At 63.2% G+C, this 25,403-nt stretch carries 22 protein-coding genes; 3 read left to right on the plus strand and 19 right to left on the minus strand.

Features of this window, described 5'->3' with window-relative positions:
* Positions 1-14 precede the first annotated feature (14 nt).
* Positions 15-659 carry a precorrin-8X methylmutase gene (locus tag GBB11_RS00280; RefSeq protein WP_151548552.1) on the plus strand — a complete coding sequence of 215 codons (645 nt, stop codon included), beginning with the start codon at positions 15-17 and terminating at the stop codon, positions 657-659.
* 2 nt (positions 660-661) lie between these two features.
* A complete protein-coding gene (cobJ, locus tag GBB11_RS00285) occupies positions 662-2,182 on the plus strand; it encodes a precorrin-3B C(17)-methyltransferase (RefSeq protein ID WP_151548553.1) in 1,521 nt (506 codons plus the stop codon).
* A gap of 84 nt (positions 2,183-2,266) precedes the next feature.
* Here the strand turns inward: cobJ and GBB11_RS00290 are convergent, their stop codons facing one another.
* The 18 genes from GBB11_RS00290 to GBB11_RS00375 form a co-directional block, all read right to left on the minus strand.
* On the minus strand, positions 2,267-3,718 hold the full coding sequence (locus tag GBB11_RS00290) for a hypothetical protein (protein WP_151548554.1): 1,452 nt from the start codon (positions 3,716-3,718) through the stop codon (positions 2,267-2,269).
* A gap of 284 nt (positions 3,719-4,002) precedes the next feature.
* Positions 4,003-4,644: a DUF3558 family protein gene (locus tag GBB11_RS00295; protein WP_151548555.1), complete on the minus strand. Its 642-nt coding sequence runs from the start codon at positions 4,642-4,644 to the stop codon at positions 4,003-4,005.
* An 806-nt stretch (positions 4,645-5,450) separates the two neighbouring features.
* On the minus strand, positions 5,451-6,188 hold the full coding sequence (locus tag GBB11_RS00300) for a cobalt-precorrin-6A reductase (protein ID WP_151548556.1): 738 nt from the start codon (positions 6,186-6,188) through the stop codon (positions 5,451-5,453).
* Positions 6,176-6,946, minus strand: coding sequence for a precorrin-4 C(11)-methyltransferase (cobM, locus tag GBB11_RS00305; RefSeq protein ID WP_151528795.1), 771 nt, complete (start codon positions 6,944-6,946; stop codon positions 6,176-6,178). The genes GBB11_RS00300 and cobM overlap by 13 nt, the downstream gene beginning before the upstream one ends.
* 13 nt (positions 6,947-6,959) lie before the next feature.
* Complete coding sequence (gene cbiE / locus GBB11_RS00310) at positions 6,960-8,138, minus strand: precorrin-6y C5,15-methyltransferase (decarboxylating) subunit CbiE (protein WP_151548557.1); 1,179 nt, start codon at positions 8,136-8,138, stop codon at positions 6,960-6,962.
* A 15-nt stretch (positions 8,139-8,153) separates the two neighbouring features.
* Positions 8,154-8,873 carry an SDR family oxidoreductase gene (locus GBB11_RS00315; RefSeq protein ID WP_151548558.1) on the minus strand — a complete coding sequence of 240 codons (720 nt, stop codon included), beginning with the start codon at positions 8,871-8,873 and terminating at the stop codon, positions 8,154-8,156.
* Positions 8,873-10,003: a Xaa-Pro peptidase family protein gene (locus GBB11_RS00320; protein WP_151548559.1), complete on the minus strand. Its 1,131-nt coding sequence runs from the start codon at positions 10,001-10,003 to the stop codon at positions 8,873-8,875. The genes GBB11_RS00315 and GBB11_RS00320 overlap by 1 nt, the downstream gene beginning before the upstream one ends.
* Positions 10,004-10,068: 65 nt before the next feature.
* Positions 10,069-12,870, minus strand: coding sequence for an RNA helicase (locus tag GBB11_RS00325; RefSeq protein WP_151548560.1), 2,802 nt, complete (start codon positions 12,868-12,870; stop codon positions 10,069-10,071).
* A 59-nt stretch (positions 12,871-12,929) separates the two neighbouring features.
* On the minus strand, positions 12,930-14,078 hold the full coding sequence (gene tatC, locus GBB11_RS00330; RefSeq protein WP_151548561.1) for a twin-arginine translocase subunit TatC: 1,149 nt from the start codon (positions 14,076-14,078) through the stop codon (positions 12,930-12,932).
* Positions 14,079-14,169: 91 nt separating this feature from the next.
* Entirely contained in the window at positions 14,170-14,484 is a 315-nt protein-coding gene (tatA, locus tag GBB11_RS00335; RefSeq protein ID WP_151548562.1) for a Sec-independent protein translocase subunit TatA, read from the minus strand.
* Positions 14,485-14,486: 2 nt separating this feature from the next.
* Positions 14,487-15,488, minus strand: coding sequence for a YafY family protein (locus GBB11_RS00340; protein ID WP_151548563.1), 1,002 nt, complete (start codon positions 15,486-15,488; stop codon positions 14,487-14,489).
* A 4-nt stretch (positions 15,489-15,492) separates the two neighbouring features.
* Entirely contained in the window at positions 15,493-16,509 is a 1,017-nt protein-coding gene (locus GBB11_RS00345; RefSeq protein ID WP_151548564.1) for a YafY family protein, read from the minus strand.
* On the minus strand, positions 16,506-18,020 hold the full coding sequence (gene pafA / locus GBB11_RS00350) for a Pup--protein ligase (RefSeq protein ID WP_151548565.1): 1,515 nt from the start codon (positions 18,018-18,020) through the stop codon (positions 16,506-16,508). Before pafA ends, GBB11_RS00345 begins: the two co-directional genes overlap by 4 nt.
* A 9-nt stretch (positions 18,021-18,029) precedes the next feature.
* On the minus strand, positions 18,030-18,218 hold the full coding sequence (locus tag GBB11_RS00355) for a ubiquitin-like protein Pup (protein WP_151548566.1): 189 nt from the start codon (positions 18,216-18,218) through the stop codon (positions 18,030-18,032).
* Positions 18,219-18,230: 12 nt separating this feature from the next.
* A complete protein-coding gene (gene dop / locus GBB11_RS00360) occupies positions 18,231-19,730 on the minus strand; it encodes a depupylase/deamidase Dop (RefSeq protein WP_151548567.1) in 1,500 nt (499 codons plus the stop codon).
* The gene (gene arc / locus GBB11_RS00365; RefSeq protein WP_192796344.1) at positions 19,727-21,262 is read right to left on the minus strand and encodes a proteasome ATPase; all 1,536 of its coding nucleotides are present in this window, start codon (positions 21,260-21,262) and stop codon (positions 19,727-19,729) included. The genes dop and arc overlap by 4 nt, the downstream gene beginning before the upstream one ends.
* Before the next feature lie 44 nt (positions 21,263-21,306).
* On the minus strand, positions 21,307-22,146 hold the full coding sequence (locus GBB11_RS00370) for a tRNA (adenine-N1)-methyltransferase (protein WP_151548569.1): 840 nt from the start codon (positions 22,144-22,146) through the stop codon (positions 21,307-21,309).
* A gap of 47 nt (positions 22,147-22,193) precedes the next feature.
* Complete coding sequence (locus tag GBB11_RS00375; RefSeq protein ID WP_151548570.1) at positions 22,194-23,438, minus strand: M18 family aminopeptidase; 1,245 nt, start codon at positions 23,436-23,438, stop codon at positions 22,194-22,196.
* A 66-nt stretch (positions 23,439-23,504) separates the two neighbouring features.
* On the opposite strand from GBB11_RS00375, the gene GBB11_RS00380 reads away from it, so the two are divergent.
* Positions 23,505-24,371: a RecB family exonuclease gene (locus GBB11_RS00380; RefSeq protein ID WP_151548571.1), complete on the plus strand. Its 867-nt coding sequence runs from the start codon at positions 23,505-23,507 to the stop codon at positions 24,369-24,371.
* Positions 24,372-24,386: 15 nt separating this feature from the next.
* Here the strand turns inward: GBB11_RS00380 and GBB11_RS00385 are convergent, their stop codons facing one another.
* Positions 24,387-25,337: a LysR family transcriptional regulator gene (locus GBB11_RS00385; RefSeq protein ID WP_151548572.1), complete on the minus strand. Its 951-nt coding sequence runs from the start codon at positions 25,335-25,337 to the stop codon at positions 24,387-24,389.
* Positions 25,338-25,403: the final 66 nt, after the last annotated feature.

Raw genomic sequence — 25,403 nt, forward strand, 5'->3', positions numbered from 1 at the left:
GGAAACCCTGTCAGGTGTACACCTACGAAACAGACGGCAACGAGATTTACCGGCAGTCCTTCGCCATGATCCGCGAGGAATCCGATCTCTCCCCCTTCGATAAAGAGCAGTCCCAGGTGGCGGTGCGCATGATCCACGCCGCCGGTGCCACCGATCTTGCAGCAGATATCGAGTTCTCTGCGGGACTTGTCCCCGCCGCGCGAGAGGCACTACGCAGCGGAGCTCCCATCATTAGCGATGTGAACATGGTGCGCTCAGGCGTGACGCGCACCCGGCTGCCCGCGGACAACGATGTTGTCTGCATGTTGCGCGATGAGGAGACCGTAGAGCTTGCCCGCAGCAGAGGAACTACGCGCTCTGCCGCGGCCGTGGAACGCTGGGAGCCGATCCTCGAAGGCGCCGTGGTGGCCATTGGTAACGCCCCCACCGCACTATTCCACCTGCTCAACTGGCTCGCCGAGGATTCTCAGCGACCTCGCCCAGCAGCCGTGCTCGGCATTCCCGTCGGTTTCGTCGGCGCCGCCGAATCCAAGGTGGCCCTAGCGGAGTCCGCTGCCGATCTCGGAATCGAGTTCCTCACCGTTCATGGCCGCCGCGGCGGCTCTGCCATCACCTGCGCCGCCCTAAACGCCCTAGCCACCGAGAAGGAGATCATCTAACCGTGGCTTCCGGAACACTCATCGGCATCGGGGTCGGCCCCGGTGATCCCGAACTACTGACCCTCAAGGCCGTCGCCACGTTGAAGCAGGCCGATGTGGTGGTCTATCACGCCGGTCCGAAGCGCAGTTCGACCGCGCGAGCCATCGCCGCCGACTACCTGCCCGAGGACTGTGAAGAGGAACTGCTCGCCTACCCAGTGACCACTGGGATTACCAACCACCCCGGCGGCTACGCCGGGGCCATGGCCGAGTTCTATAGCGAGGCCGCCGAAAGGCTCAGCGCGCATCTCGCTGCCGGCAAGACTGTGGTGGTGCTCAGCCTGGGCGATCCCATGCTCTACTCCTCGTATCAGCACCTGCACCGCCTGTTGGCGAGCGACTTTAAGGCAAAAATCATTCCCGGTATCCCGTCTATTACCGCCTCCGCTGATGCCTTGGGGCTTCCCCTCGCCGAGGCCGAGGACATACTCGCTGTGCTGCCCGCCACCGTGGGCGTGGAAAACCTCAAGCGTGCACTGAGCACCGCCGATACAGCCGTGATCATGAAGTTGGGCCGCACCTTCACCGCCGTCCGAGACGCCTTGGAGGCCACCGGCCGGCTGGAGGACTCCTATATCGTCTCCCGCGCCAGCATGGAAGGCCAGCGCATCCTGCCCGTGCTCGAGGCTGATCCGGAGAATATTCCCTACTTCTCCTGCGTTGTGGTGCCCAGCCAGCGTCAAGGCTTTGTGCTTGAGGATCAACAGCCCTCCCATGGTGAGGTGGTAGTGCTGGGACTCGGCCCAGGCGACTCTGCGTGGACCACTCCCGAGACGTCATGGGAGCTTGCCAGAGCCACCGATGTGGTGGGCTACTCCACCTATGTGCGGCGGGTGTCGCAGCGGGCCGGACAGCGCCAGCATCTCTCCGATAACAAGGTGGAAGCCGAGCGCGCCGCTATGGCCCTCGACTTGGCGAAGGAAGGCAAGCGCGTGGCCGTGGTCAGCTCCGGTGATCCGGGAGTATTCGCCATGGCCTCAGCGGTGCTCGATGTAGCCCAAGACCCGCAATGGGCCGATGTGTCGGTGCGGGTCGTGCCGGGAATGACCGCAGCGCAGGCTGTGGCATCGCGCGTCGGCGCCCCTTTGGGGCATGACTTCGGCATGATCTCCTTGTCCGACCGACTAAAACCGTGGGAGGTTATCGAGAAGCGGATCCGCGCACTCGCCTCCGCCGACATGGCCTTCGCGGTATATAACCCGGCATCGAAGACTCGTCGCGAACAGGTGGCGAAACTCGCCGAGATCGTCGGTGAGTACCAGTCGCCCGAGCTGCCGGTGATCGTCGCCCGCGCCGTGGGCTCCGAGCAGGAACGGGTGCAGGTGACTACGCTCCGCGACTTCGACCCAGAGATCGTGGACATGCGCACTATGGTGATTATCGGCGCCTCCACCACCACCGTGTATCGTGGCGGGCCGGAGAAGGCCACGAGGGTGTTTACCTCTCGCCGCTACGCCACCCAGGACCCGTTGAATCTGTTTTAGAGCCTGATTCCGCAATAATGAAGCCGGCTGCGCACCTCTCAGGGTGCTGCAGCCGGCTGTGCTGTGTGGCGAAGCAATAAGGGCCTAGTTTTTCTTCGATTCCTGGCGCTTGTCTGGGGTTTGGCGAGCCCACGTGCCGATGGGGCCGGCCACACGCGGAGTTTGTTTGCCCAGTAAGGCGCGTTTATTCGCGTCCTTTTCCTCTGGCGCAAGTACAGAGATGACGGGCCCCTTCCCCTGTGCCTTAGGGTTGCGGCCCCCAGCGGGGCCGAACGCCGCCATGGGGCCGCGACCAGGGCTGGGCTTGCTGTTGCTTGTATTCTGCCCCAGCACCGCCGGCGGTGGCGTGGCGGCACCGCGTGGCGACGCCGTCGTGTTCGGGGAGTGATTCGGAGTAGAAGTAGCCGCGGGAGGGATCAGCGGCTGAGCAGAGCGTGCCAAGGGGGCCGGCCCTGCCCCACTGCTACTACGCAGGGGCGCACCTGGTGCGGAGAACCCAGCGTGCCGGGACGTAGTGGATGTCACCCCGCGGGCCGAGCCGGTGGCGTGTGGCACCGCTCCGAGTGGCTGCACTGGGCTGGTTGCGGTGTGGCGGCCGGCAGATGCTGGGGATGGCGAGCCCAACGTGGTGGGCGTGGTGAGCGCATTGGTGAACGTCTGTGGACTTCTCGCGCCGCCTACCGTGCCAGCAATCGGGGATGTCTGCGGTGAAGAAGGATGGAGCAGGTTCTGGGACAGCTGTGGTGCGGCCGCTGAGGTGCCGGGTGTCGTAGTGGTGCCGGCGGTCTCCGTAGAGGGCGCGGCGATACTGGAGAGTTCGTTGAGAGCGGCGTGGGCACGCGCCATAGAACCCGGGTGATTGCTGGTGCTGTTGTGGGTGATGGCGTCGAGGGTCCGGAGTGTTTTAGGAACGTTGGCTCCCGCCGCGTCAACGGCGTGATCCATTCCCGTGGGAATGAGGTGGGCGTAGCCGCCTTGTGGCGGAGTAGCCATGAGATTGCGGAGAACCGGCACACCCATGTGGAGTGTGGGCGGAAAGAGCGTGGTGGTGAAAGTTTTGACGAAGGCGTCCTCGGCCTGAGCCTTGAGAGCCGGATCAGTGATGTGGGCGGTCCGCGCAGCCGCCTCGTTGACGAGGGAGTGGCCGTAGCTATGGATGGTGTGCAGGTTCTGCACCGTCATGCCCATTGCCTCAGCGTTGACGGAGAAATTCTGGGCTTGTTGCGCAGCTTCTCGGATGGTGGCTGCAGAGGCTTCGATCGCTTCGCCCTCATTGGTGCCGGCGATATCTGCAGCTATATGGTGCAGATCAGCGGAGATGGCGGCCGATTCAGTAGAGATCCATCGCCAGAGGTCCGCCGTAGTATCAACAAGGTTGAGCCGTGTGGCGGCGAAGGCCGCCTGGAGCGCTTGTAAGGAGGTGGCTGGATTAACCACCGCTGGCGCGAAGGGGAAATCACTGTAGAAGATGCTCGGTTTCGGTGGAAAAGTTCCTAGGACTTCCGCAGAGGATGTTCCGTAGAGGCTTTCACGCATAGCCTCATCCTGAAACTGGAATCCGCCATTTGTTGCATGTGTGGCATCGCTGAGCCAGTGAACGTGCTTCGCAAAAAGGGAGCAAACCTGTGTCAAGCTGCCTGGAGTAGACAGAAGAACATTCCCATGCTGCATGCCCAGCTGGTCTAGCCCAGAGACTTCGGTGAAAGTCTTTATGAAAGTGCCGCCGAGTACACGTATATTTAGCACCTCCATCCGTTTTAGGCATGAACTTAATCGGTCTCCGTTGAGGCCGAGATTTCCAGTACAGACGTCCATGGTGATTATTCCTTCGCCTTTTCAGATATATGTTTTAGTACGTTATATGCAGAAGTGCATGCATCGTCTTGTGTTTCTTTAATGAAATATGAAGAGTAAATAACCGAAACTCGTCCTTCTGGGCTGAAACTTCCGACGCCACAATGCTTTGACACCAAATCTTGACTCTCAAAGGTGTGTACCTTTTCATCGGCGATGAACTGCCCCTTCGGATGGACTAGTGCCTTAACTTCGAGTGTCTCTAGAGTATTCGGGTCCGTCATCGTTAAATAGGTTCCGGACGCTGGTGGGTCGGTATGGTATGTGCATGAATCAATGCCGTCATTGAAAACATGGGGAACAAATTTACGGTCTCTTAGACCGAGCTTTTCCATGTCTGCCGGCGAAATTACTTCACAGGTATTGAAATAGGCGAATCCCGGCGCCCGGTAGTCGAAGTTTTCTGATGTGGCTTCGAACCAGTCGGATAATTCAGTTCCCGCCTCCTTAGTTGTTGTTGGGTTCTCCTCGGTGGTACTGCGTGTTGCCTCCTCAGTTTCCGGTTGTCCAGTCGCTGCTGTGCAGCCGCTGGTTGTGATCAGCGTTAGGGCTAGGGCGGTGCCGAGGGCGCGGCGGCGTTGTACTGCGGAGTATCGGTTGCTCCTCATGGGTGTCCTTTCATTAGGTGTGTGAAACTAAGAGTGAATGAGGATGGACAGTTGTGCAGTACAACTCACTGCGGGTGCCCTTTTAAGGGGTGGCGAAGTGGTTGCGGAGACGACATCCCCCGAGGTCATCTCTGCACCACTTCGCCGATATCGCCGCCATTGCCTAGGGATGTGACGGCGACGGGGCGCGCTGCTCAAACAACCCCTATGTTTGAGCACGCAGCCGATGCTGCCGAGGTGTGCGTCGCCACGGTACGGTCGCCGCTGAAAGCGGATTCCGCCGCTGGGTGTGCGGTGGCGAGCACGCGCCTTTTCGGAGAGATGGCCCTCGCCGGGATCGCCGGCGTGAGGCTTTCTCCTTGGGCGCACGCTGCGGTGAGAGGCAGTTTCTTTCGAGTTCCGTTCCCACATCAGAGCCGCACCAAAGCGAAGCGAACGGCGGAGCGCCGCCGCGTCACTCTGCTGCGTAGTAGCACCACAAACCATGTGTGCTGCTTCCCCTTTGTCTCAGATATTGGTACGTTCACTCGGCCACAGCGCTGCAATACAGTGTGGTTGCGAGCGCATGGTTGACGCCCTAGTGCCATGGGTGGGACACCGCGCGCACTCATGCGCTCACAGGGAGTAGACGTATCCACGGGGCGGCGAGGTTCCCTTGGCCCCTTTAGGGGGTAATAGCCGATAGAGGGCAGAATAAAGACCCCTCTCCCCTGCTGCTGTGATGCAGGAGGGATGGAGAGGGGTCGGAGAGGTATCCGTTAAAGGAGCCTCGGGCATCGGCCGAGGTGGGGATACGAGCCGGCCGGCTAGACCAGCCGAGCTTCGCGCATGGCGTCGGAGGCGTTGTCCACCACGATCACGTTGGAGCCGCCCGGTAGCGGAGGTCGTTCGACCATGACCACGTCGATGCCGAGCTCCCGTGCAGCGTCGAGCTTGGCACGGGTGTAGTTGCCGCCGGAGTTTTTGGTGACGACAACGTCAATCTGGTTGCCGATCATGAGTTTCTTCTCCCCAGCGACATCGAAGGGGCCGCGGTCGAGGAGAACGCGGTTGCGCGGCGGTAGCGCTACTTCTGGCGGGTCGACGCAGCGGATGACGTAGAGGTTATGGGTATCGGCGGCGAAGGGCGCGAGTTTCTGTCGCCCGATAGTGAGGAAAATATGCGAGTAGTCGCGGGCAACCACCCGCGCTGCCTCTTCCACGCTGTTCACGGAGTGCCAGCGATCCCGCGGCTGCGGGCTCCAAGCGGGACGGTGAAGAGCGATGAGCGGGCGGCCAGTGGCGCGGCTTGCCTCGGCAGCGGATTCGCTGATGACCTCGGCGAAGGGGTGGGTGGCATCGATGAGCACGTCGATATCGTTGCTCACGATCCACTGCGCCAGCCCCGCCGGCCCGCCGAAACCGCCGATACGCACCATGCCCACAGGCAGGCGTGGATTCGCTACGCGGCCCGCCAGCGAGGTCGTGACCTCCCAGTTCTCGGCGAGCATGCGCTTAGCAAGGTCACGTCCCTCCGAGGTGCCGCCCAAAATTAGTGCACGCATGGAATCGTCCTTCCGTGTTCATCGCGGGGCCGGTCATCCGAGTAGAGGAAGGAATCTGGGAACTGCTCGGCGGCGAGAACTTTGCCGACGATAATCATGGCAGTGCGGGTAATTCCTGCTTCGCGGATGGCGGCAGCGATCGTCGATAAGCGCCCGCGCACGATCTGCTCGTCGGGGCGAGAGGCATAAGCCACCACGGCCACCGGGCAGTCGCCATAATAGGGCTCGAGGGTGGCCACAACCTCGTCGATTGCGTGGGCGGCGAGGTGAATGCACAGGGTGGTGCCGGTGCGGGCGAAGTTCTCCAGCTCCTCCCCTTCGGGCATCTGGCTGGCGCGACCATTGATGCGGGTGAGCACCACGGACTGGCCCACGGTGGGCACCGTCAGCTCATGGCCGAGGCTGGCGGCCGCAGCGGCGAAGGAGGGCACCCCGGGCACGATCTCGTAGTCGATCCCGAGCGCGCTCACACGCCGCGCCTGCTCCGCTAGCGCCGAATACACGCTGGGATCCCCCGACTGCAGCCGGGCCACGTCCTTGCCCTCCTTGTGGGCGCGCTCGATGACCTCCATGATCGCGTCGAGCGGCATGCGGGCGGTATTAATCACCTCCGCGCCGTCTGGGGTGTGCTCCAGTACCTCCTCCGGCACGATACTGCCGGCGTAGAGGCACACGGGGCAACGCCGAATGAGAGCATCGGCCCGCAGCGTTAAAAGATCAGCGGCACCGGGGCCAGCGCCAATGAAGTACACAGTCATAGGGGTTGTCTTTCTATTTGCTTACACGCCACTGCCATACAGGATAGGCCGGCTTATAGGCGGTGAAGGAACCGATCGAGGTTTCGTTTTCAATCGCGATGCGCCGCAGTGTGCCGCCGTACTCTCGTTTCAGCTGCCAGAGCTTGTCGACGCTTTCTGCCGTCACCGCATTGGCCACCAATCGCCCGCTTGGGCGCAGGGCCGCCCACGCCGCCTCCCAGACCCCCTCGGCGGTGAGGCCGCCGCCAATGAAGATGCAGTCGGGAGAGTCACTACGCAGTAGAGCATCGGGTGCGGCGCCGCTGATTTCTAGCTGGGGCACGCCGAGGGCGCGGGCGTTGGCCGCGATGCGCTCGGCGCGCTGCGGATGGCTTTCGAAGATGCGGGCGCGGTTACGGGGATCGAGTCGCAGCCATTCGATACTGATTGATCCCGAACCTCCACCAATGTCCCACAGCAGCTCCCCCGCTCGGGGCGCCAGCGCGCACACGGTGAACGCACGAATATCTTGTTTAGTCAGCTGTCCATCATGGTCATAGCTGTCATCGGGCAGCCCAGGGGCGAGGGTACGCGCCGCCCGTGCCGGCGGTTCGACCGCGATAACGGCAAGGCCGCTGTCTTGTGCCGGTGGCGCGGCGGCAGTACCGGTGGTGATGCACTCGTGTGCCGCCCCGAGATCAGCGAGCACCGTCACGGCCGCGTCCTCGAGGCCGCGTTCGCGAAGATAGTCGCATATCGTGGCCGCGGAGGAGCGATCGCGCCCGAGCACGAGGAAGGGCCGGGCCTGATCCACCAGCACTCCGATGCTCGCGACATCGCCGGTCACCAGCGAAGTGTGCGGGGTGTTCTGCTGCGCCCAGCCAAGACGGGCACAAGCCATAGCGAAGGAGGACACCGCCGGATAGATACGCAGCTGCACCCCAGGGACTTCCCGCTGCAGCGTGCTGGCAATGCCGTGGAAGAGCGGATCACCGCTGGCGAGCACGGCGACGCGCTGCTGCTGCAGCTCGGCGATCATCCCCGGTAGCGCAGGAACGAGCGGTGAGGGCCAGGCGCGGGTGGCGGGTGCATCGACCAGCGCAAGCTGGCGCGTCGAGCCCAGCACAATCTCGGCGGAGTCGAGGGCGGCACGGGCGGCGGGGCTGAGCGAGGACATCCCCTCGGCGCCGATTCCGATGACATCAATGATCACAGAAGATGACCTTTCTTAACGCGGCATCCGCCGCCACACCGGGCGCGGAACCAGAGACATGATCCACGCCAGCAGCCGCAGCCGACGCGGCACCCACACCGTGGTGCTGCGGCCGCGGGCAGCCAGCACAGCCTCGGCAACCTGATCGGGGGTGGATGACAGCGGCGCCGGCTTCATGCCGGTGGTCATGGACCCGATCACAAACCCAGGGCGGGCAGTGAGCAGATGCACCTTCGTGCCATGCAGCCGATCAGTGAGTCCTTGGCAGAAGGCGTCCAGGCCGGCCTTGGTGGAACCGTAGACGTAGTTGGCGCGTCGGGCCCGCCAGCCGGCGATAGAGGAAAAAGCGTAGATGGTGCCCGAGCGCATCACATCGGCCAGCACGGTGAGCATCGATACCTGCGCCACGTAGTCGATGTGGGCGATCTCGGCGGCGTGCTGTTCTTCGTGCTCTGCGCGTTCTTGTTCGCCGAGAATGCCGAAGGCGACGATGGCATCGGTGATCGCCGCTCCCCCTGCCTGTTCAACGAGGCGGCGGTGCGAGTCCAGCTCCGTAGCATCCCACTCGATGATCTGCACGCTGGCGGCTCCCAGCCGGCGGAGCCGCTCGGCTACCGGCTCCATTCTTTCTGGGGATCTCCCAGCCAGCACAACGGGTCGTCCGCGGCAGAGCCGAGACGCCATCTCGCCACCAATATCAGAGGTGCCGCCAAGCAGCAGAAGGGTCTCTGACATCAGTGATCCTCGGGGTGCGCGCCGGAGCTATCGGGGTAGAGATTCCGGGGGCGTGTGTTGAGCACGCGGACCCCGTCATCGTCTACCGCCACGACGTCTTCGATGCGGGCGCCGAAACGCCCGTGCAGGTAGATGCCCGGTTCCACAGAGAAGCACATACCCGGCTGCAGCACGAGATCATTGCCCGCGATGATGAAGGGCTGCTCGTGTACCTCGAGCCCGATGCCGTGGCCGGTGCGGTGGAAAAAGGCTTCGCCATAACCCGCGGCCTCGATGATGTCCCGCGCGGCGGCGTCGATGTCTGCCGCGCGCACCCCAGGCGCAATGGCGGCGATGGCGGTGCGTTGCGCCCGATCCAGCACGGAGTACATCTCCGCGACGTCGGTGTCGATCTCGCCAACTGCGTAGGTGCGGGTGCAGTCGGAGTGATAGCCGCTGGGCATAGTGCCGCCGATATCCACGACCACGATGTCGCCGGCCTGTAGGCGGCGATCGGAGAAGCTATGGTGCGGATTCGCGCCATTGGGTCCAGAACCGACGATGACGAAGTCCACGGTGCTATGCCCTGCGCGGAGGATGAGCGTGTGCAGTTGCTCGGCGATAGCGCGCTCACTCACACCCTCTTGAAGCAGCGCGGGAACCTGCGCGTGCACCGCGTCGATGGCGGCTGCGGCCTCGGCGAGCCACTCGATCTCGATGTCTTCTTTGACCACACTCAGCTCCGGAAAGGCGCTATCGACCCCACGGATCGGCCGGTCCATAAAGTGCGCTGCATGCGCGAGGGGCATCTGCTCACTCAGCGCCAGCGGAGCGTCGCTGGCGGCATCGTCGAATACTGCGCGAACCATGCCGTAGGGGTCCTGCCCATCCCGCCACCCGCGGGCGGTGACGGAAGCGGGCGCCTCGTGGGCGTCTACTTCGGGGATCACCACCACGGGCTCGCCGTGGGCGGGAATCACCAGCGCGGTGAGTCGCTCGTGGGTATCGAGCCCGAGACCGGTGAAGAAACGAAACTCTCGCCCCGGACTGGCCACCAGCGCGGCATAACCTTTCTCCGCGATGAGCGCCTGGGCGCGTGCAATACGTGCTGAATAATCGATACTCACTACAGCCTTCACCTTCTTTTTCATGGGCACGGGGATAGTGTGCGGTGCTGCCTGCCCACTACCTTAGGCGGGCGGCGTCGACAAGCGTGCTAGGTGCCCACCGCCACCACGCCGCGACGCATGGCGTCGATGGCCTGCCGTGCAGCCCGCTTGGTTTCCTCGTTATAGCCGGTCTTGCGCACCTGCTCGAGCAGATCCGCGACCTGGCGCACCTGGCGCACGAAATCGCCGGGGGTCAGCTCGGCGCCGCACTCATTGGCCGCGGCGAGGCAATAATCTAGGGGCGCGCCGGCGCTCCACTGATGGATCGCCAAGGCAAAGGCCGCATCCGGTACCGCCGTTTGATCGAGCTGGTAGCGCTTTTCATCCACAACCAGCTCATCCCACACCCGCATCGTGCCGTCGATAGCGGCCGCGAGCGCATCGGTCGGTGCTTGCGGGCTGCCCTGGCCCGGCTTGCGGTTTTCGAAGCTGGCACAGCTCGCTGCTCCCGCCAGCTCAGCGGGGTCGAGGCCATCCCAGATTCCGCGCCGCAGACACTGGGCCACGAGCAGATCGGATTCGCTGTGGATATGCGCGAGCTTCTCGCCTTCCTCGGCCACCACTGGCTCCCGGGTCTCAGGATCGAGTTCGACATAGTCCAGCTCGGTGAGCAGCCCGAGAATCCGGTCGAACTTTTTGCCGAGGCTGTCGGTGGCGGTATCGATGCGCGTGCGCAGCTTATCGACGCGACGCTGCGCCTTCGCCGACTCCATGGCGATCGCCACTAGGTGCTCGCGCTCCGGATAGCGATGTGCGGGATGCTCAGTCAGCGCCACGCGGAGAGCATTAACCTTCTTATTCGGGCGGGTGCGCACCCGCATGCGCTTGGGCCGGGCAAAACCGCCGTGTCGCAGCTGCCCAGTCAGCTGGCTGCGCTGCTTCTTCGAGGCTTTGCCGTGCACGATCGCCCGCGGCAGCCGCATAGTGCCCAGCCGCTCCGGCGCCATGCCCACTGCCTCCGAGTCGATCCGACCCATCCAGCCACTTTCCAGCAGCACCAGCGGGGCCGGGTTATTAGCGAAGCGGGCCTTTTCGATCACGACGGCGAGCAAGGGCTTTTTTTGCCCCGGCACGGCGATGACTTCGCCCACCTCGAGCCGCCGCAGAGTGGCGTCTGCCTCCTGAAAACGATCCAGCAGGGAGGCACGTTTGGCCTGTTTTTCCTCTTCACTCAGTCGCTGCCGCAATGCGGCATAGTCGCTGAGCTGCTGGGCGGCCTCTGCCGCGGGAATGTCGAGCTCGACATCCTCGAGGCTGCGTTCGAGGGTGGTGCGCGCCTCCTCGAGGCGCTTTTCTGCTCGCTGTAGCGAGCGAACTTCCTCCACCACGGTGCCATCGGCTTGGAACTGGGCAAAGGACTGTTCGATGAGGGTGAGCGCTGCCTCATAGCCTTGGGTGGCCAAGAGGTTCACGCTCATGTTGTAGCCGGGTTCGAAGGTGGAGTTGAGCGGATAGGTGCGGGTGGAGGCCAGCCCTGCCACGCGGTGCGGATCCATCGCGGGCTGCCACAGCACCACCGCATTACCCACCGTGTCGATACCGCGGCGACCGGCGCGGCCGGTGAGCTGAGTGTATTGGCCAGGGGTGAGATCCACATGCCCTTCGCCGTCGAATTTCACCAGCTTTTCCAGCACGACAGTTCGTGCCGGCATATTGATACCAAGCGCCAGGGTCTCTGTGGCGAAGATGGCTTTGAGCAGCCCCCGCGAGAAGAGATCTTCCACGATGTGCCGGAACGCGGGCAGCATGCCGGCATGGTGTGCGGCAAAGCCCCGAACAAGCGCCTGCTTCCAACGGCGAAACTGCAGGACTTCGAGATCGTCGGCGGGAATATCCGCCACGCCTGCATCCACGGCCGTGGCGATGGCCTGTGCCTCCTCCTCATCGGTGAGCACCAGCTTGGAGCGCAGGCACTGGTAAAGGGCGCCATCGCAGCCGGCACGCGAGAAGATAAAGGTGATCGCGGGCAGCATATCGTGATCCTGCAGCACCCGCAGCACCTCGGGACGACCGAGGGGGCGATAGGCGTCCTGGGAGCGCGTCTGGCCCGAGCGGCGGGCCGAACGGGCGGGCGCACCGCGGGAGCTCGCCCGATTCCGAAAGGAGCCAGAGCGCGGAGCAGCTGGGGTGTCGGCGCGGGACTCGAGCTTGGTGATTTTTTCTACGAGGCCGCGATTGACCTCGGGGTCCTCCGCGCCATCGCCTTTTTCGAAGAGCGGAAACAGCCGCCGGCCCACGAGCATCCACTGATCCAGAGGCACGGGGCGGGAATCAGTGACGATCACATCGGTATCGCCGCGTACGGCGCGCATCCATTCGCCAAACTCTTCCGAGTTGGACACGGTGGCAGATAGCCCGATCACGCTCACCCACTCGGCGAGGTTGAGGATCACTTCCTCCCACACGGCGCCGCGGGAGCGATCGGCGAGGAAGTGGATCTCATCCATCACCACATAGCCCAGCCGATCCAGTGCTGGGGAGTCGGCGTAGAGCATATTGCGCAGCACCTCGGTCGTCATCACGAGGATGTCTGCGGAGCCGTTGATAGACACATCGCCGGTGAGCAGCCCCACCTCTTCTTCGCCATGAATGGCGACGAGATCGTGGAACTTTTGATTACTCAGGGCCTTGATGGGAGTGGTGTAAAAGCATTTGGTGCCGCGAGCCAAGGCGAGAGAGACGGCGAACTCCCCCACGATCGTTTTGCCCGCGCCGGTGGGTGCACAGACCAGCACGCCACGCCCGGCCTCGACTGCTTGGCAGCCCTCGATCTGGAAATCATCGAGCTCGAATCCGAGTTCTGCGGTGAACACGTCCAGATGAGATAAAGGATCAATCTTTAGCGCCATGCACCCCACTTTAAGGCATGCCCGCGACACCAGCCGCGGGCACCCAATGCCTCGCGGGGCTAGAGGACGTCATCGAAGTGCGAGGAGGGCGCACTGCCATAACTGGAGGAGGGTTCTTGGTTTCCCAGCTGGCTGGGAGTGACCTGTCCCGGTTGGGCGATGGGATGCGGCTGGGCGACGCCACCTAGCTGCGAGATAGGACCAGCATTGTGCACCGGCGCTGTCGGCGCTGTGGGGCGCACCTGCGCGGTGGCGGAGGGATCCGCGATCGGCTGCGGGGCGTCTACCCCACCAGGCTGGGTGGACAGCGTCGAGGCGTGTTCATCGTCCACATCCATCCAGTCGGGGCGTTGCTTTTTCCGGCGCTTGTCATTGAAGCGGGTGAACTGCAGCGCTCCCTCAACGAGCAGGATGAGACTCAGGGCGAGAACCACCATGGAGAAGGGATCCTGGCCAGGGGTCATCACAGCCGCAAAAATGAAGAGCAGCACGATGATGATACGGCGCTTATCTTTGAGCTGATCATAGGAGACCACGCCCATGATGTTGAGCAGGCCCAGGATGAGAGGCACCTCGAAGCTGATTCCGAAGATCAGCACCAGAGCCAGCAGGAAGCGGAAATACGAGTGGGCGTTCAAGCCCGCCACAGCAACATCGGAGGCCATGGTGATGAGGAATTCAAGCCCGATGTCCACGATGAAATACGCCAAGCAGGCACCCACGATGAATAGGGTCACGGCCAGCACCACAAAGGTGACCGTCCATTTGCGCTCATTCTTTTTCAGTCCAGGGGTGACAAAAGCCCATAGCTGGTAGAGCCAGACCGGGGAGGCCAACACGGCCCCAGCCAACGCACCGACCTTCATGCGCAGCAGGAACATCTCGAAGGGCGAGGTTACCAACAAGCGACATTCATCTCTCATGGTAAAGTCCGCCCGCAAGTCTGGATCCACGCTGCAGTAGGGGCCGCGCAGGATCTCACCAAGAGACTGGATCGGCCCCACACTCACTTGGAACCAGGCGAAGCCCACCACCGTGCCGATGCTGAATGCGATCAGCGAGATGATCACGCGCGTGCGGAGCTCGCGGATGTGATCCGACAGCGACATCGTGCCGTCGGGGGATTTCGGTGGTTTCCGGCGCTTCGTCTTGGTGCGGCCGGCAGTACTCACCGCGCGCCGCGGAGAGCCGGGAGTGGAGCTGCTCATATGGATAGAATTCCTCTTCAACCCAGATAATGAACAACCGCGCGCACCACCACCACAGCTACTGGTGGCGGTCGCGCGCGGCGGCGGTTAACTAGCCCTGCTGTTTCGGGTATTGCTGAGCGGCAGGGTCGGGCTGCGGCTGCTGCACCGGCTGGGGCTGTTGGACGCCCTGGGGCTGCTGCATATAGGCACCATTGACCGGCTGCTGGCCCTGCTGCGGCAGCTGCTGTTGCTGGGGCTGGGCGGGCTGGGGGTTATCGTCGTTGCTCATTTCCTTGACCTCGGACTTGAAGATGCGCATGGATCGACCCAAGGATCGGGCCGCATCCGGCAAACGCTTCGCGCCAAAGAGGACAAGGATGACGAAGACGATAAGGGCAATTTCCCAGAAGCCTAGAGTTGGCATAGTTACCTCTCAGTAGCTGTCGGTGACGTGTGGTCGTTTATGAACTGATCATACGCGTCGAGTGCGGCACGAGCGCGCACGAGGCTCGCTTCTTGTGCCACCGCCGGCGAGGAGATTCTCACATTCTCCCCGAGCGATGCCACGAAGCAATAGAGCCAGTGCGGATGCAGCATGCGCACTGTGGCTGGATACCATCCATCGATAGGCTCCAGCTGAAGCTGTACAGGATAGTATTCTGCCACCCATAGCGCCTCTTCTTTTAACTGGATGTGTACGTCTTCCCCCGAACTCGTGAGATCGAAGGGATCATCGGCGTCCAGGGTGACGATGCTGGGGACCTCCCGCGGCAGATCGAGCACGCCCGCGCTGTGGGCGCGGTCGGCGCGAAAGGTGCGCTCAGCAGCGCGGTCGTGGTCCCAGCCACGCACATAGGAGTGGCCATCGTGATCGAAGATGGCGACGGGGCTGATAGTGCGCTGCTGGGGCTCGGCGTCGAGCGCCCCGGAGTAGCTAAAACGCAGCTGCTTATCCACGGCCACGGCGTGGCGCACCGTGGCGAGAAAATCTCGTTCCGCGGCGGAGAGGCTCTGCTCCACATCCATCACCGGCGCCCCAGCGGCGCCGAGCGCTGTGCGCAGTTTCTCGGCAGCTGAGGTGATGGAGTCCACATCGGCCACCGAGCCACGCGATTCTAGGGCTTCGAGGGCGAGCAGCAGCGCGCCCGCCTCACTGGCGGTGAGGTTGAGCGCTTTGTCCATGCCTTGGCTATTGGTGATGGTCACGGACTTAAAATCCGTTTCGAAATCCACCAAGTTATCGGGCATCAACCCCGGGGTTCCACAGCACCACAACCGGCGCAAATCGGCGGCGATCTCACCGGGCGAGCGGCCTAGATCGGCGGCGGCCTCAGCGATGGTGGTGTCGGGATGCGCCTGGAAATAGGGAATGAGATTGAGCAAGCGAACGAGATCATTGACCCGCTCGCCGGTGTGTGCACGGGCCATGAGATCAGTGTCCTTTCGCGGTGTCTGGGTCGAGGGACTCCTGGGTGGCTATGAATCCACGCAAGCGGTGCGTGATGGCCTCGACGGCCTCCGGCGGCGAGGTGACCAGCACCTCCGGTGCCTCACCTACCGCGGTGGTAACCAGCCAGTTGAAGTCCACACCGCTGAGGCTATAGTGCCCAGGCTCTGTTTCCTCCGCGGCACGCAAGAGTTCGGAGCTAAAACTGGGAGATTGCTGTAGCACGAGGTGGGCGTCGACAAGCGGCTGGCGAAAAGACAACAGTTCGGTGATGATCTCCGCGGGCGTGGTCTCGGCCGGTGGCTCGTGGGTGCGCGGACCGTTAGCGGCGATGTTATCGATGCGGCTGATACGAAACGCTCGTGGGGCTGTGCGGTCGAGATCGAAACCGAGCAGGTAGATCCGGCCGCCGACCGGGGCGAGCGCCCAGGGATCCATGGCGCGAGGCTGCGGGTCGGCGCCGACATGACGGTAGTAATCGAAGGTGATGGACAACCGGCGATGGCACACTCGCACTAAACGCTCGAAGGTGGTGGTACTCAGCGTGGATAGATCACTCACGCTGGTGTACTCCCCTGCTGGGCTGAGCTCCCCGCGCTGCGCCCCGCCGGCGGCGATCTTGGTCCAGCCGGAGCGGGCGAAGGTAGCGAGCTCGCCGCTCATGCCCTGCTCCCCCGCGAGCGCCAGAACACTCGCTTCCTCGGGGGTGAAGGTCATCTCCGGCAGCGAGTATCGCGACTCCACGAGGCGGAAGCGCTTGGTGTTGAAGATATCTTCCTCAGAGACGATGGGCACGCCCACGGCGCGCAATACCGCGCGGTCGCGCTGGAACATCTTGTCAAAGGCGGCATCGCTTTTGTTCTGGTATCCGGACACATGGGTGCGGATCCATTCCTTGCTCAGCCCGCGGCCCTGGGCCGGGGCATTGAGCAGAGCGAAGGTGAGGTTGATGGCTCGTTCCAGAGCCTCTTCGCTAGCCGTGCGCGTACTGGGGGAACTCATAGCCTCAGGTTATCGCGTTGGCGGCAGCAGTGTGCGCCTTCACACAAAGGAAAATGCTTCTCCATATAGGCGATGAGCGCATCCACGTCCGGATCGGTAGTGGCGAAAGGATCGCCGAGCTCCACCAGCTGCGGCTCCGGTCGTGAGACTTTCATCCGCATCCAATCCACCGCCACCGGCGCGGCCCGGGTATAGGCGGCGTCGAGGAAACGGCCCCGCAGGTGGGCGCGGGTGGTCGTCGGCGCGTGGAACATCGCGGCGTCAATGGCCTCGTCGCTCGTCCAGCGATTGATCAGGCCTTTGCGCTGCAGCAGCAGCGCCAGCCCGCGATCGGGGGCGATGTCGTGATAGGTCAGATCCACCTGCGCCAAGCGGGGATGATCCAGTCCACAGCCGAGACGCGTTTGATAACGCTGCAGCAGGGACCGCTTGATCACCCAGTCGATATCCCGCGAGACGGGGGTGAAGTCACCGGTGTCGAAGCAGGTAATCACCTTCTCCCACAGCTCGACGACCCGCTCGAGTTCGGCGTTCGGCTCGGGGCGCTGCTGCAGCCACTGCTGGGCAGCGTGGAGATAGATGCGCTGAATTTCGAGCGCCGGCAGTGTGGAGCCATTACGCAGTGGCACGGCTGCGGCCCCGCTGAGATCGCGGGAGATCTCGCGAATCGCGCCCACCGAGGATTCCAGCTCCACATCGGGTAGCGGCATGCCTGCCTCGATGAGTTCGAGCACCAGCAGGGTGGAGCCGAGCTTGAGGGCGATGGTGGGCTCGGCCATGTTGGCGTCGCCGACGATCACGTGCAGCCGCCGATAACGCTTGGAATCAGCATGCGGTTCATCGCGGGTGTTGATAATCGGCCGAGTGCGGGTGGTGGCCGAGGACACCCCCTCCCACACGTGGTCGGCCCGCTGGGACAAGCAATAGCCGAGCGAGAAATCATCCGCCTGCGGCAGCCGTGGGTGATGTATCATTCCGGCGCCACAGATGAGCTGGCGGGTAATCAAAAAAGGCAGCAGGGTACGCGAGAGCACCTTCAGCGAGGTATCCCGAGAAACAAGGTAGTTCTCGTGGGCGCCATAGGAGTTTCCGCGCGAATCCACGTTGTTTTTGAAGAGATAGATCGAGCCGGGATAGCCCATGGTCTCGAGGCTCGTCTGGGCCTGTTCGGCCAGCTGATTCACCAGCCGATCACCGGCGATGTGATAGTTGATGAGCTGCTCGATGGAGTCGCATTCCGCGGAGGCGTATTCGGGGTGATCGCCCACATCCAGATAGAGTCGGCCGGCATTGCGGGTGAAGATATTCGTGGAAGAAAAACGCTCGCGGATTGGCCGGTACAGGTGGCGGGCCACCTCGTCCGGGGTGATTTCGCGGCAGCGCTGTCCTGGGGCGCAGCGGAAACTCACACCGTATTCGGTTTCAATTCCCATGATGCGCCGCAGAATCGCGGCCTCGACGGATTCCGCTGCTGCGTGCTGCGTCTCTGGCGTACTATCCCCGTGTGTCATTGTGCTGGCCTACTGTCCGCCCTTTTGCACATAGGCACGCACGAATTCTTCGGCGTTGTCCTCGAGCAGATCGTCGATCTCGTCGAGCAGCTCGTCCGTGCCCTCGGTGCTGATGCTCAGTTGGCCGAAGCCGCTGTCCTGGTTGTTCTCTTCTGGACCGCCACCGGGGGTGGTGATCTGTTCTTGTGCCATCGTCATTGTCTCCTTGAGTTAATCGGGGTTGATCATTCGCGCCGCGGCGGCGGCTGTGGGCTGCTCGAAGGCAGCGGCGGTATCGGCGTGGGTATATCCATCGACGGCGACCATCGGCACCGTGAGCATCGCCTCGCCTTCGGCCACCACCACGCGGTCCCAGTTGGCGCCCACGACCTCATCGGGATAGCGCGTCATAAACATCCCGCGGGTATAGGCGCGCGAATCCTTGGGCGGCTCATAGGCGGCGCGCCGGATGGTCTCTTCATCCACCAGGGTGCGCATGCGTTGTTTGCGCACCAAGGCGTGATAGAGCGAGGTACGCGGATCGATATCGCTATATTGCAGATCCACCAGCGCAATCTTGGGATCATCCCAGCTGGCCCCGCGCGCCACGAAGCCCTGCATGAGCGCGTACTTGGCTACCCAGTCCAGCCGGTCCGCCGCCGCAAGCGGGTTGGTGGCAAGTAAGTCCGCGGCCTCATCCCACTCCGAGAGCAGCCGCTTATCGACGCTATCTCCCACCGCCGCAGCCGCACGGCGGCGGTACTCGCCAAGGATCTCCAGCGCCGTGAGGCGCCGGCCATCGGCGAGCTCGAGGCGGTGGCTGAGCGTGAGATCACGGGATACGGCCGAGACCTCGGCCACAGGATGCGCGAGAGCCAGATCGCTGAAGCGTTCGCCGCGCTGAATGGCGGCGATGACCACAGAGGTCATGCCGAGCTTAAGGAAGCTCGAGATCTGCGACATAGAAGCATCGCCGATGATCACGTGCAGCCGGCCATAGTGCTCATCGTCGGTATGGGACTCATCGCGGGTGTTGATGATGCCGCGGTTGAGCGTCGTCTCTAGGGAGATCTCTTGCTCGATATAGTCGGCGCGCTGGCTGATCTGGAAGCCCGGCTGCTCACCATGGGTACCCAGCCCCACTCGGCCGGCGCCGGTGATTACCTGACGGGTGACGAAGAAGGGAATGAGCGCGGCCGCGAGCTCATCGAAAGGCACGGTGCGGGAATAGCGATAGTTCTCGTGGGCGCCATAGGAGGCGCCCTTGCCGTCCACATTGTTTTTATACAGCTTCAGCGGCGGGCAGGGCTCGTGCTTCTCCAGCGCGCTCACCCCAGCCTCGCTCAGCTCCGCCACTGCGGCGATGGCGTCGAGTGCTACCCTATCCCCCGCTTGGTCGAAGACCATAGCGTCTAAAGGGTCCGCGGTCTCGGGCGAGGACACCTCGGGGTGGGCGTGATCCACATAGAATCGGCCGCCATTGCCGAGCACGAGATTGGCCACCCCGAGCGCGTGGGGGTCAATCGTCGGCGCGGTGTGATAGCGGCGCAGATCAAAGCCTCGGGCATCGCGCAGCGGGGTCTCCGGTCCGAAGTCCCATTGCGTGCCCCGCCGCGCACCCCGCGAGGTGGCATATCCCACCACCGCGTGCGTGGAGGAGATAATCGGGCTCAGCAGCGGTGCGCTGGGGGTGGAAATACCGTACTCGGTTTCGGTGCCGATGAAGATCATGAGAGCACCACCCGAGCTTCCACCACGCGGGCACCATGCCGGCCGGTAATCCGCGCCCACTCATCGGGGTTGGAGGTATTGGGCAGATCCTCGTTTTCTTTCATCTCCACCCGCACGGCCTCGCGGAGGTGCTCGGCAGAAAGGCCGCAGACTGTGTCCTGGGGATGCGCCAAATGCTGCTTGATGGCCAGCTTCTTGGCGCGGTCCACGATATTGGCGATCATGGCGCCGGAGACGAAATCATTGGTGTAGAGAGTCTCCGTGCAGCCATTCGAGAGCGTCAGCACCACATAGGGGCGCGGGGTAAAGAGCTCCTCTGTGCCGAGGCTAATGAGCTCCTCGCGCTCGCACGCCAAAGGAATGGTGTCGGTGATATAGCGGCTAAAGATCTCGCGGGCCTGCTCCCTATTCGGCCGGGACACCTTGATCTTCACATCCAAGCGGCCAGGACGCAGGATCGCGGGGTCAATGAGCTCCTCGCGGTTGGTGGCGCCAATCACGATGACATTGGCCACCGACTCCACACCGTCGAGTTCTGCCAGCAACTGCGGCACCACGGTGGTTTCCATATCCGAGCTGCGTCCCGAACCGCGGGTGCGGAAGATGGATTCCATCTCGTCGAAGAACACGATCACGGGGCGGCCCTCGCTGGCCAATTCCCGGGCGCGCTCGAAGATCAAACGAATCATGCGCTCGGTCTCGCCGACGAACTTATTCAGCAGCTCTGGGCCCTTGACGTTGATGAAATAGGAGGAGCCGACTTCCCCAATGCGCGCCGAGAGCGAGTTCGCCACGGCCTTGGCAATGAGGGTTTTGCCACAGCCAGGCGGGCCATAGAGCAGTACCCCCTTGGGCGGGTGCAGATCAAAGTGCTTATAGAGCTCGGGATGGGTAAAGGGAAGTTCCACGGCATCGTGGATCATCTCGATCTGCTCATCCAAGCCACCGATATCGGTATAGGTGACATCCGGGATCTCCTCCAGCGCCAGCCGGTTGATCTCCGTGTGGGCCACGACCTCCAGCGCCATGAGGGCGCGGGAATCATAGAGCACCGTGTCGCCCGGTTTAACCGCGCCGGGCTCGCGTAGCGCATGCGCCACGGTGAGCACAGCGTTATCGCTGGTGGTGGTGCTAATCAGGATGCGCGAACCATCCAGTATTTCCGACACAGTAGCTAATTGGCCGGTAGTTTGGGTGCCGCACACCTCAACCACTGCGGAGCTCTCCCCCAGCCGCACCAAGGCGCCGGGCACCAACTCGGTTGCAGCGACCTCGGGGCTCACCATCAGCCGCATCCGCCGTCCGCCGGTAAAGACATCCGCGCTGGAGTCCTGATAGCCGGCGTCGAGCACGACCCCATAGGTGCTGGGAGGCTGGGCCAGGGATTCCATCTGCTCGTTGAGCAGGGCGAGTTTATCGCGCGAGGACTTTAACAACTCCACGAGCTTGGTGTTTCTGCCGGCCAGCTCGCGGTTGATGCGCTGGAGGTGGCGGACCTCAAAGGTCGTCTCCTGAGCGTCGGTGGTCAAAATAGACGCATCTCCTCTAACAGTGTGTCGTACTTTTAAGGCATAGCTTACTTGCGGGCGCGGCGCTGTGGACGAGGAGGGGTCACTCCATCCGCCAATTTGCGAGTCCACACCAAAAACGCGGTGTGCGCATTCATGCGGTGCTCGGGCCGCGTGGCCAGGCCTTCCACCTTCCATTCGCGCACCAGCGATTCCCAGGCACGCGGCTCGGTGAAGCACTTCTTGTCCCGAATGGCCTCCATGATCTTCATTAACTGCGGCACCGTGGCCACATAGGTCATGAACACCCCGCCCGGCATGAGCAGCTCTGCAACATTGTCGATGCACTCCCAGGGCTCGAGCATGTCGAGGATAATGCGATCGACGGGCCCACCGGTGTCCTCGGGGCCCACCTTGGTCATATCCCCCAGCCTCAGCGACCAGTTCTTCGGGGCGGTGCCGCCGAAGTATTCACTCACATTGTTCTGTGCGACCTCCAGGTGATCTTCTCGGATCTCATACGAGATCACCTCGCCTTCATCGCCGACAAAGCGGAGCAGCTGCATGGTCAGCGCACCTGAGCCGGCACCGGCCTCCAGCACGCGGGCACCGGGGAAAATATCGCCTTCGATGAGAATCTGCGCGGAGTCTTTGGGGTAGATCACCGCCGCACCGCGCGGCATGGAGAGCACGTGATCCACCAGCAGGTGGCGGAAACAGAGATACTGCCCGCCCTGTGGGGTGGTCACCACCGAGCCTTCGTCGAGGCCGATGATGTCATCGTGTTTGATCTGGCCCTTGTGGGTGAACATGCTCTCACCTGGGGTGAGCTTGATGGTGTGGTGACGGCGCTTAGGATCCGTCAATTGCACCCGGTCACCGGGCTGAAAGGGGCCGGAATAGGCCATGGCGATTGTGCTCCTTTTTAAAGAGGTATTACGGGCGAAAAGAACGTCTAGGACAGCAGATAGGCCTGCATGGCCGTGGCGAAGGCGTCCACATCCTCCGGTGCGGCCAGCTCGCGAGCGGAGTGCATAGACAGCATCGGGATGCCCACATCCACTGTGTCGATGCCTAAACGAGTGGCGCTGATCGGGCCGATCGTCGAGCCGCAAGGAACATCATTGCGGCCCACGAACTGCTGGCACTGAACCCCGGCGTCACGGCAGGCACGCTCCCACAGCGCCCAGGTGTGAGCGGTGGTGGCGTAGCGCTGATTAGCGTTGATCTTCGTCACCGGCCCCTGGCCGAGCTGCGGCAGATGCTCGGGGGCGTGCTTGTCTGCGTAGTTGGGGTGCACCGCATGTGCGGCATCGGCAGATAGGCAGCTGGCCTGCGCCAGCATCTGGTGATACTCCTCTCGGCCGCCCCCGAGGGCGGCGCAAAGCCGGCTAATCAGCTCCTCCAGCAGCGGCCCACCGGCACCAGTGGGCGATTGGGAACCCACTTCCTCGTGGTCAAAGGAGGCGAGAACCATAATCGAGTCCGGGTCTTCTGCGGCAGCCTGACGCAGGGCCAGCAGCGATGGGTAGAGACTGGAGAGATTATCGAGCCGCCCTGCAGCCAGCATGGACTGCTCGGCGCCCAGCAAAGCTGGGGGCTGGGCATCGACCGTGATGACGTCGAAGCTGGCAATATCCTCCGCCTTCACCTCGGCGCATCGGGCGAGTTCTTCGAGGATCACGGCGCGGTCGGGGCGGCCGAATCCGGCGATGGGATGCAGCTGGGTTTGCTTATTCAGGGAGATATCGTTGTCGCGGCTTAAGTGGATAGCGAGGTGCGGGATACGGGCGATCGCCGGTGTGTGGACGAGCCGCGAGGTGGCGTCGTGAAGAACCAGCTCGCCGGCGAGGGCGAGATCCCGATCCAGCCACGAGGCGAAGATGGGGCCACCATAGACCTCTACTTCTACCTGGTTCCATCCATGCTGGTAGCTATCGGCGTGGGGCTTGAGCTTGAAACCCGGCGAATCAGTATGGCTACCGATGATGCGCAGCGGCGAAGTGGCGCTGGCACTCGCCGGCACCCACCAGGCGAGCAGCGCCCCGCCGCGCACGAGATAGTGGCCGCCGGGTTCGGCGTCGAAAGCCTGGCGGCGGTCATAGGGGCGGAAACCCGCTTCGGCGAGCAGCTCGGCGCCGCTGCGGGCGGCGTGAAAGGAACTTGGCGAGGAGAGCAAAAAGTCGCGGAATGAGGTCATGGCACTTAAGGATAGTGCCGCCTACTCCCCACGCTTGCGCGGGGAGGCTTAGACTACATAGTCACTATGGCACAGCTAGCACTTTCTCCCTCCCGCGCCTCGGACTACCAGCGCTGCCCGCTGCTCTACCGCCTCCGCGCCATCGATAAAATTCCCGAGCCCACCACCCTGCCCCAAATCAAGGGCACCCTCGTGCATGCAGTGCTCGAAGAGATGCATAAAGAGCAGCGCTCCACCCGCGACTTTCCCCGAGCCGTGAAAAAACTCAAGCCGCTATGGGCACAGATGGTGGAGAAAGACCCAGAGCTGCTAGAGCTCGTGCCGGAGGAGGATCTCTATGATTTCCTCGTGGAATGCCGCGCCCTGCTGCGGGGCTATTTCGAGATGGAAAACCCGCAGGGCTTCGACGCCAAACAGTGCGAGATGTATGTGAACACCACCCTGCCCAATGGGGTGCCGGTGCGCGGCTTCATCGACCGAGTAGACGTCGCCCCCACAGGAGAAGTGCGCGTGGTGGACTATAAAACCGGTAAGAAACCTCTGCCCCGCTATTCCCACGACGCCACTTTCCAGATGCGTTTTTATGCCCTCGTGTACTGGCGCCTCTATGGGGTGATCCCGCACCAGCTGCGGCTGATGTATCTGAAAGTGATCGACTCGCTCTTTCTCACCCCCTCCAAGGAAGAGCTGGAGTATTTCGAGCGGGATCTCGGCGAGCTCTGGGACAAGATCCTCGCCGATGGCCGAAGCGGGACGTTCCGGCCCCGCACCTCGAAGCTCTGCGGCTGGTGCGCGCATCAGTCCCTCTGCCCCGCCTTCGGCGGCACCCCGCCGGAGTATCCGGGCTGGCCTGGGCCGCAGGACACGCTGCCCCTGCACGAGGTCAGCGCCGCGCAGGACGCAGGCCAGAACGCCGTGCAGGACGCGGAGTAGATCGCACCCGATGAGCTAGTCGCGCCGAATCCGCGGCGGCGCTTCCTGCGCGCTCACCTCGCGCGCTGCCCGCAGCATCAATGCTGCGGCTCCGCGCGGGCGCGATCCGGTGCGCCACAGCGCGCGTATAGGGCGGCGCAGCGTGGCATCAGCGATATCTACTTCCACCAGCTTTCCGCTGGCACAATGCTCGGCGACGCTGATTGCCGGCACCACGGCCGGAGCCCCCGTGCTGAGCGCGAGATTGATCTCCGCCATGGGGCTGCTCGCCTCCGCGACGGGAGGAGCCCACGGCACCCCGACGGCAAGGTCGAGGACCTCCCGGGTGCCGGAGCCAGGCTCGCGCAGGATCAGCGGGGTGCGTGTCAGCTCGGCGCGGCGCACCGAGACCGCTGTCGCCCACGGGTGATCGGGGCGCACGACGAGGCTGAGCCGATCCTCGCAGATCACGGAGGTGCTGAAGACTCGGTGGCCGCCGAGGGAGTCGGGGACGGGAACATTCACTGACTCAATAAACCCGAGACTCGTGTGTCCCTGCGCCACGGCGGTGGCCACCTGATCGGAATTGACGGCGACCATTTCCAGCTGTGCGCGCGGATGGTTGCGGCGCAGCGCGGCGAACCAGCGTGGCAGGTAGTACTCGCTGACCGTCCGCGAGACGTAGACGCTCACTTTCGGCGCATCGGGATGGCGTTCGAGTGCGAGGGCATCGCCCAACGCGGCCGAAGCCCCCAGGATCTCCTGGGCGGTCGCCTGCACTTTCTCCCCGGCGGCGGTGAGCCGAGTGCCCGTGGGGCCGCGCTGAAACAGGGTGACACCGAGCTCGCCTTCGAGCCTGCGCATCCGCTCCGAGACGGCCTGTTGGCTTAAGCCATGGGTGCGGGCCGCAGCCCCAAAGGAGCCCAAGCGGGCACTATCCACCAATATTTGGAGAGCGCGAAGATCGGGCAAATCACTGAGCGACATGCCTCGATGGTAGCTCCCACAGGCTGCGCTTGTGGCCACATCGGACGGAGCGGTCTACTCTCCGCA

The sequence above is a fragment of the Corynebacterium sp. 74A genome, assembly GCF_008930665.1.
Classification (GTDB): Bacteria; Actinomycetota; Actinomycetes; order Mycobacteriales; family Mycobacteriaceae; genus Corynebacterium; species Corynebacterium megadyptis.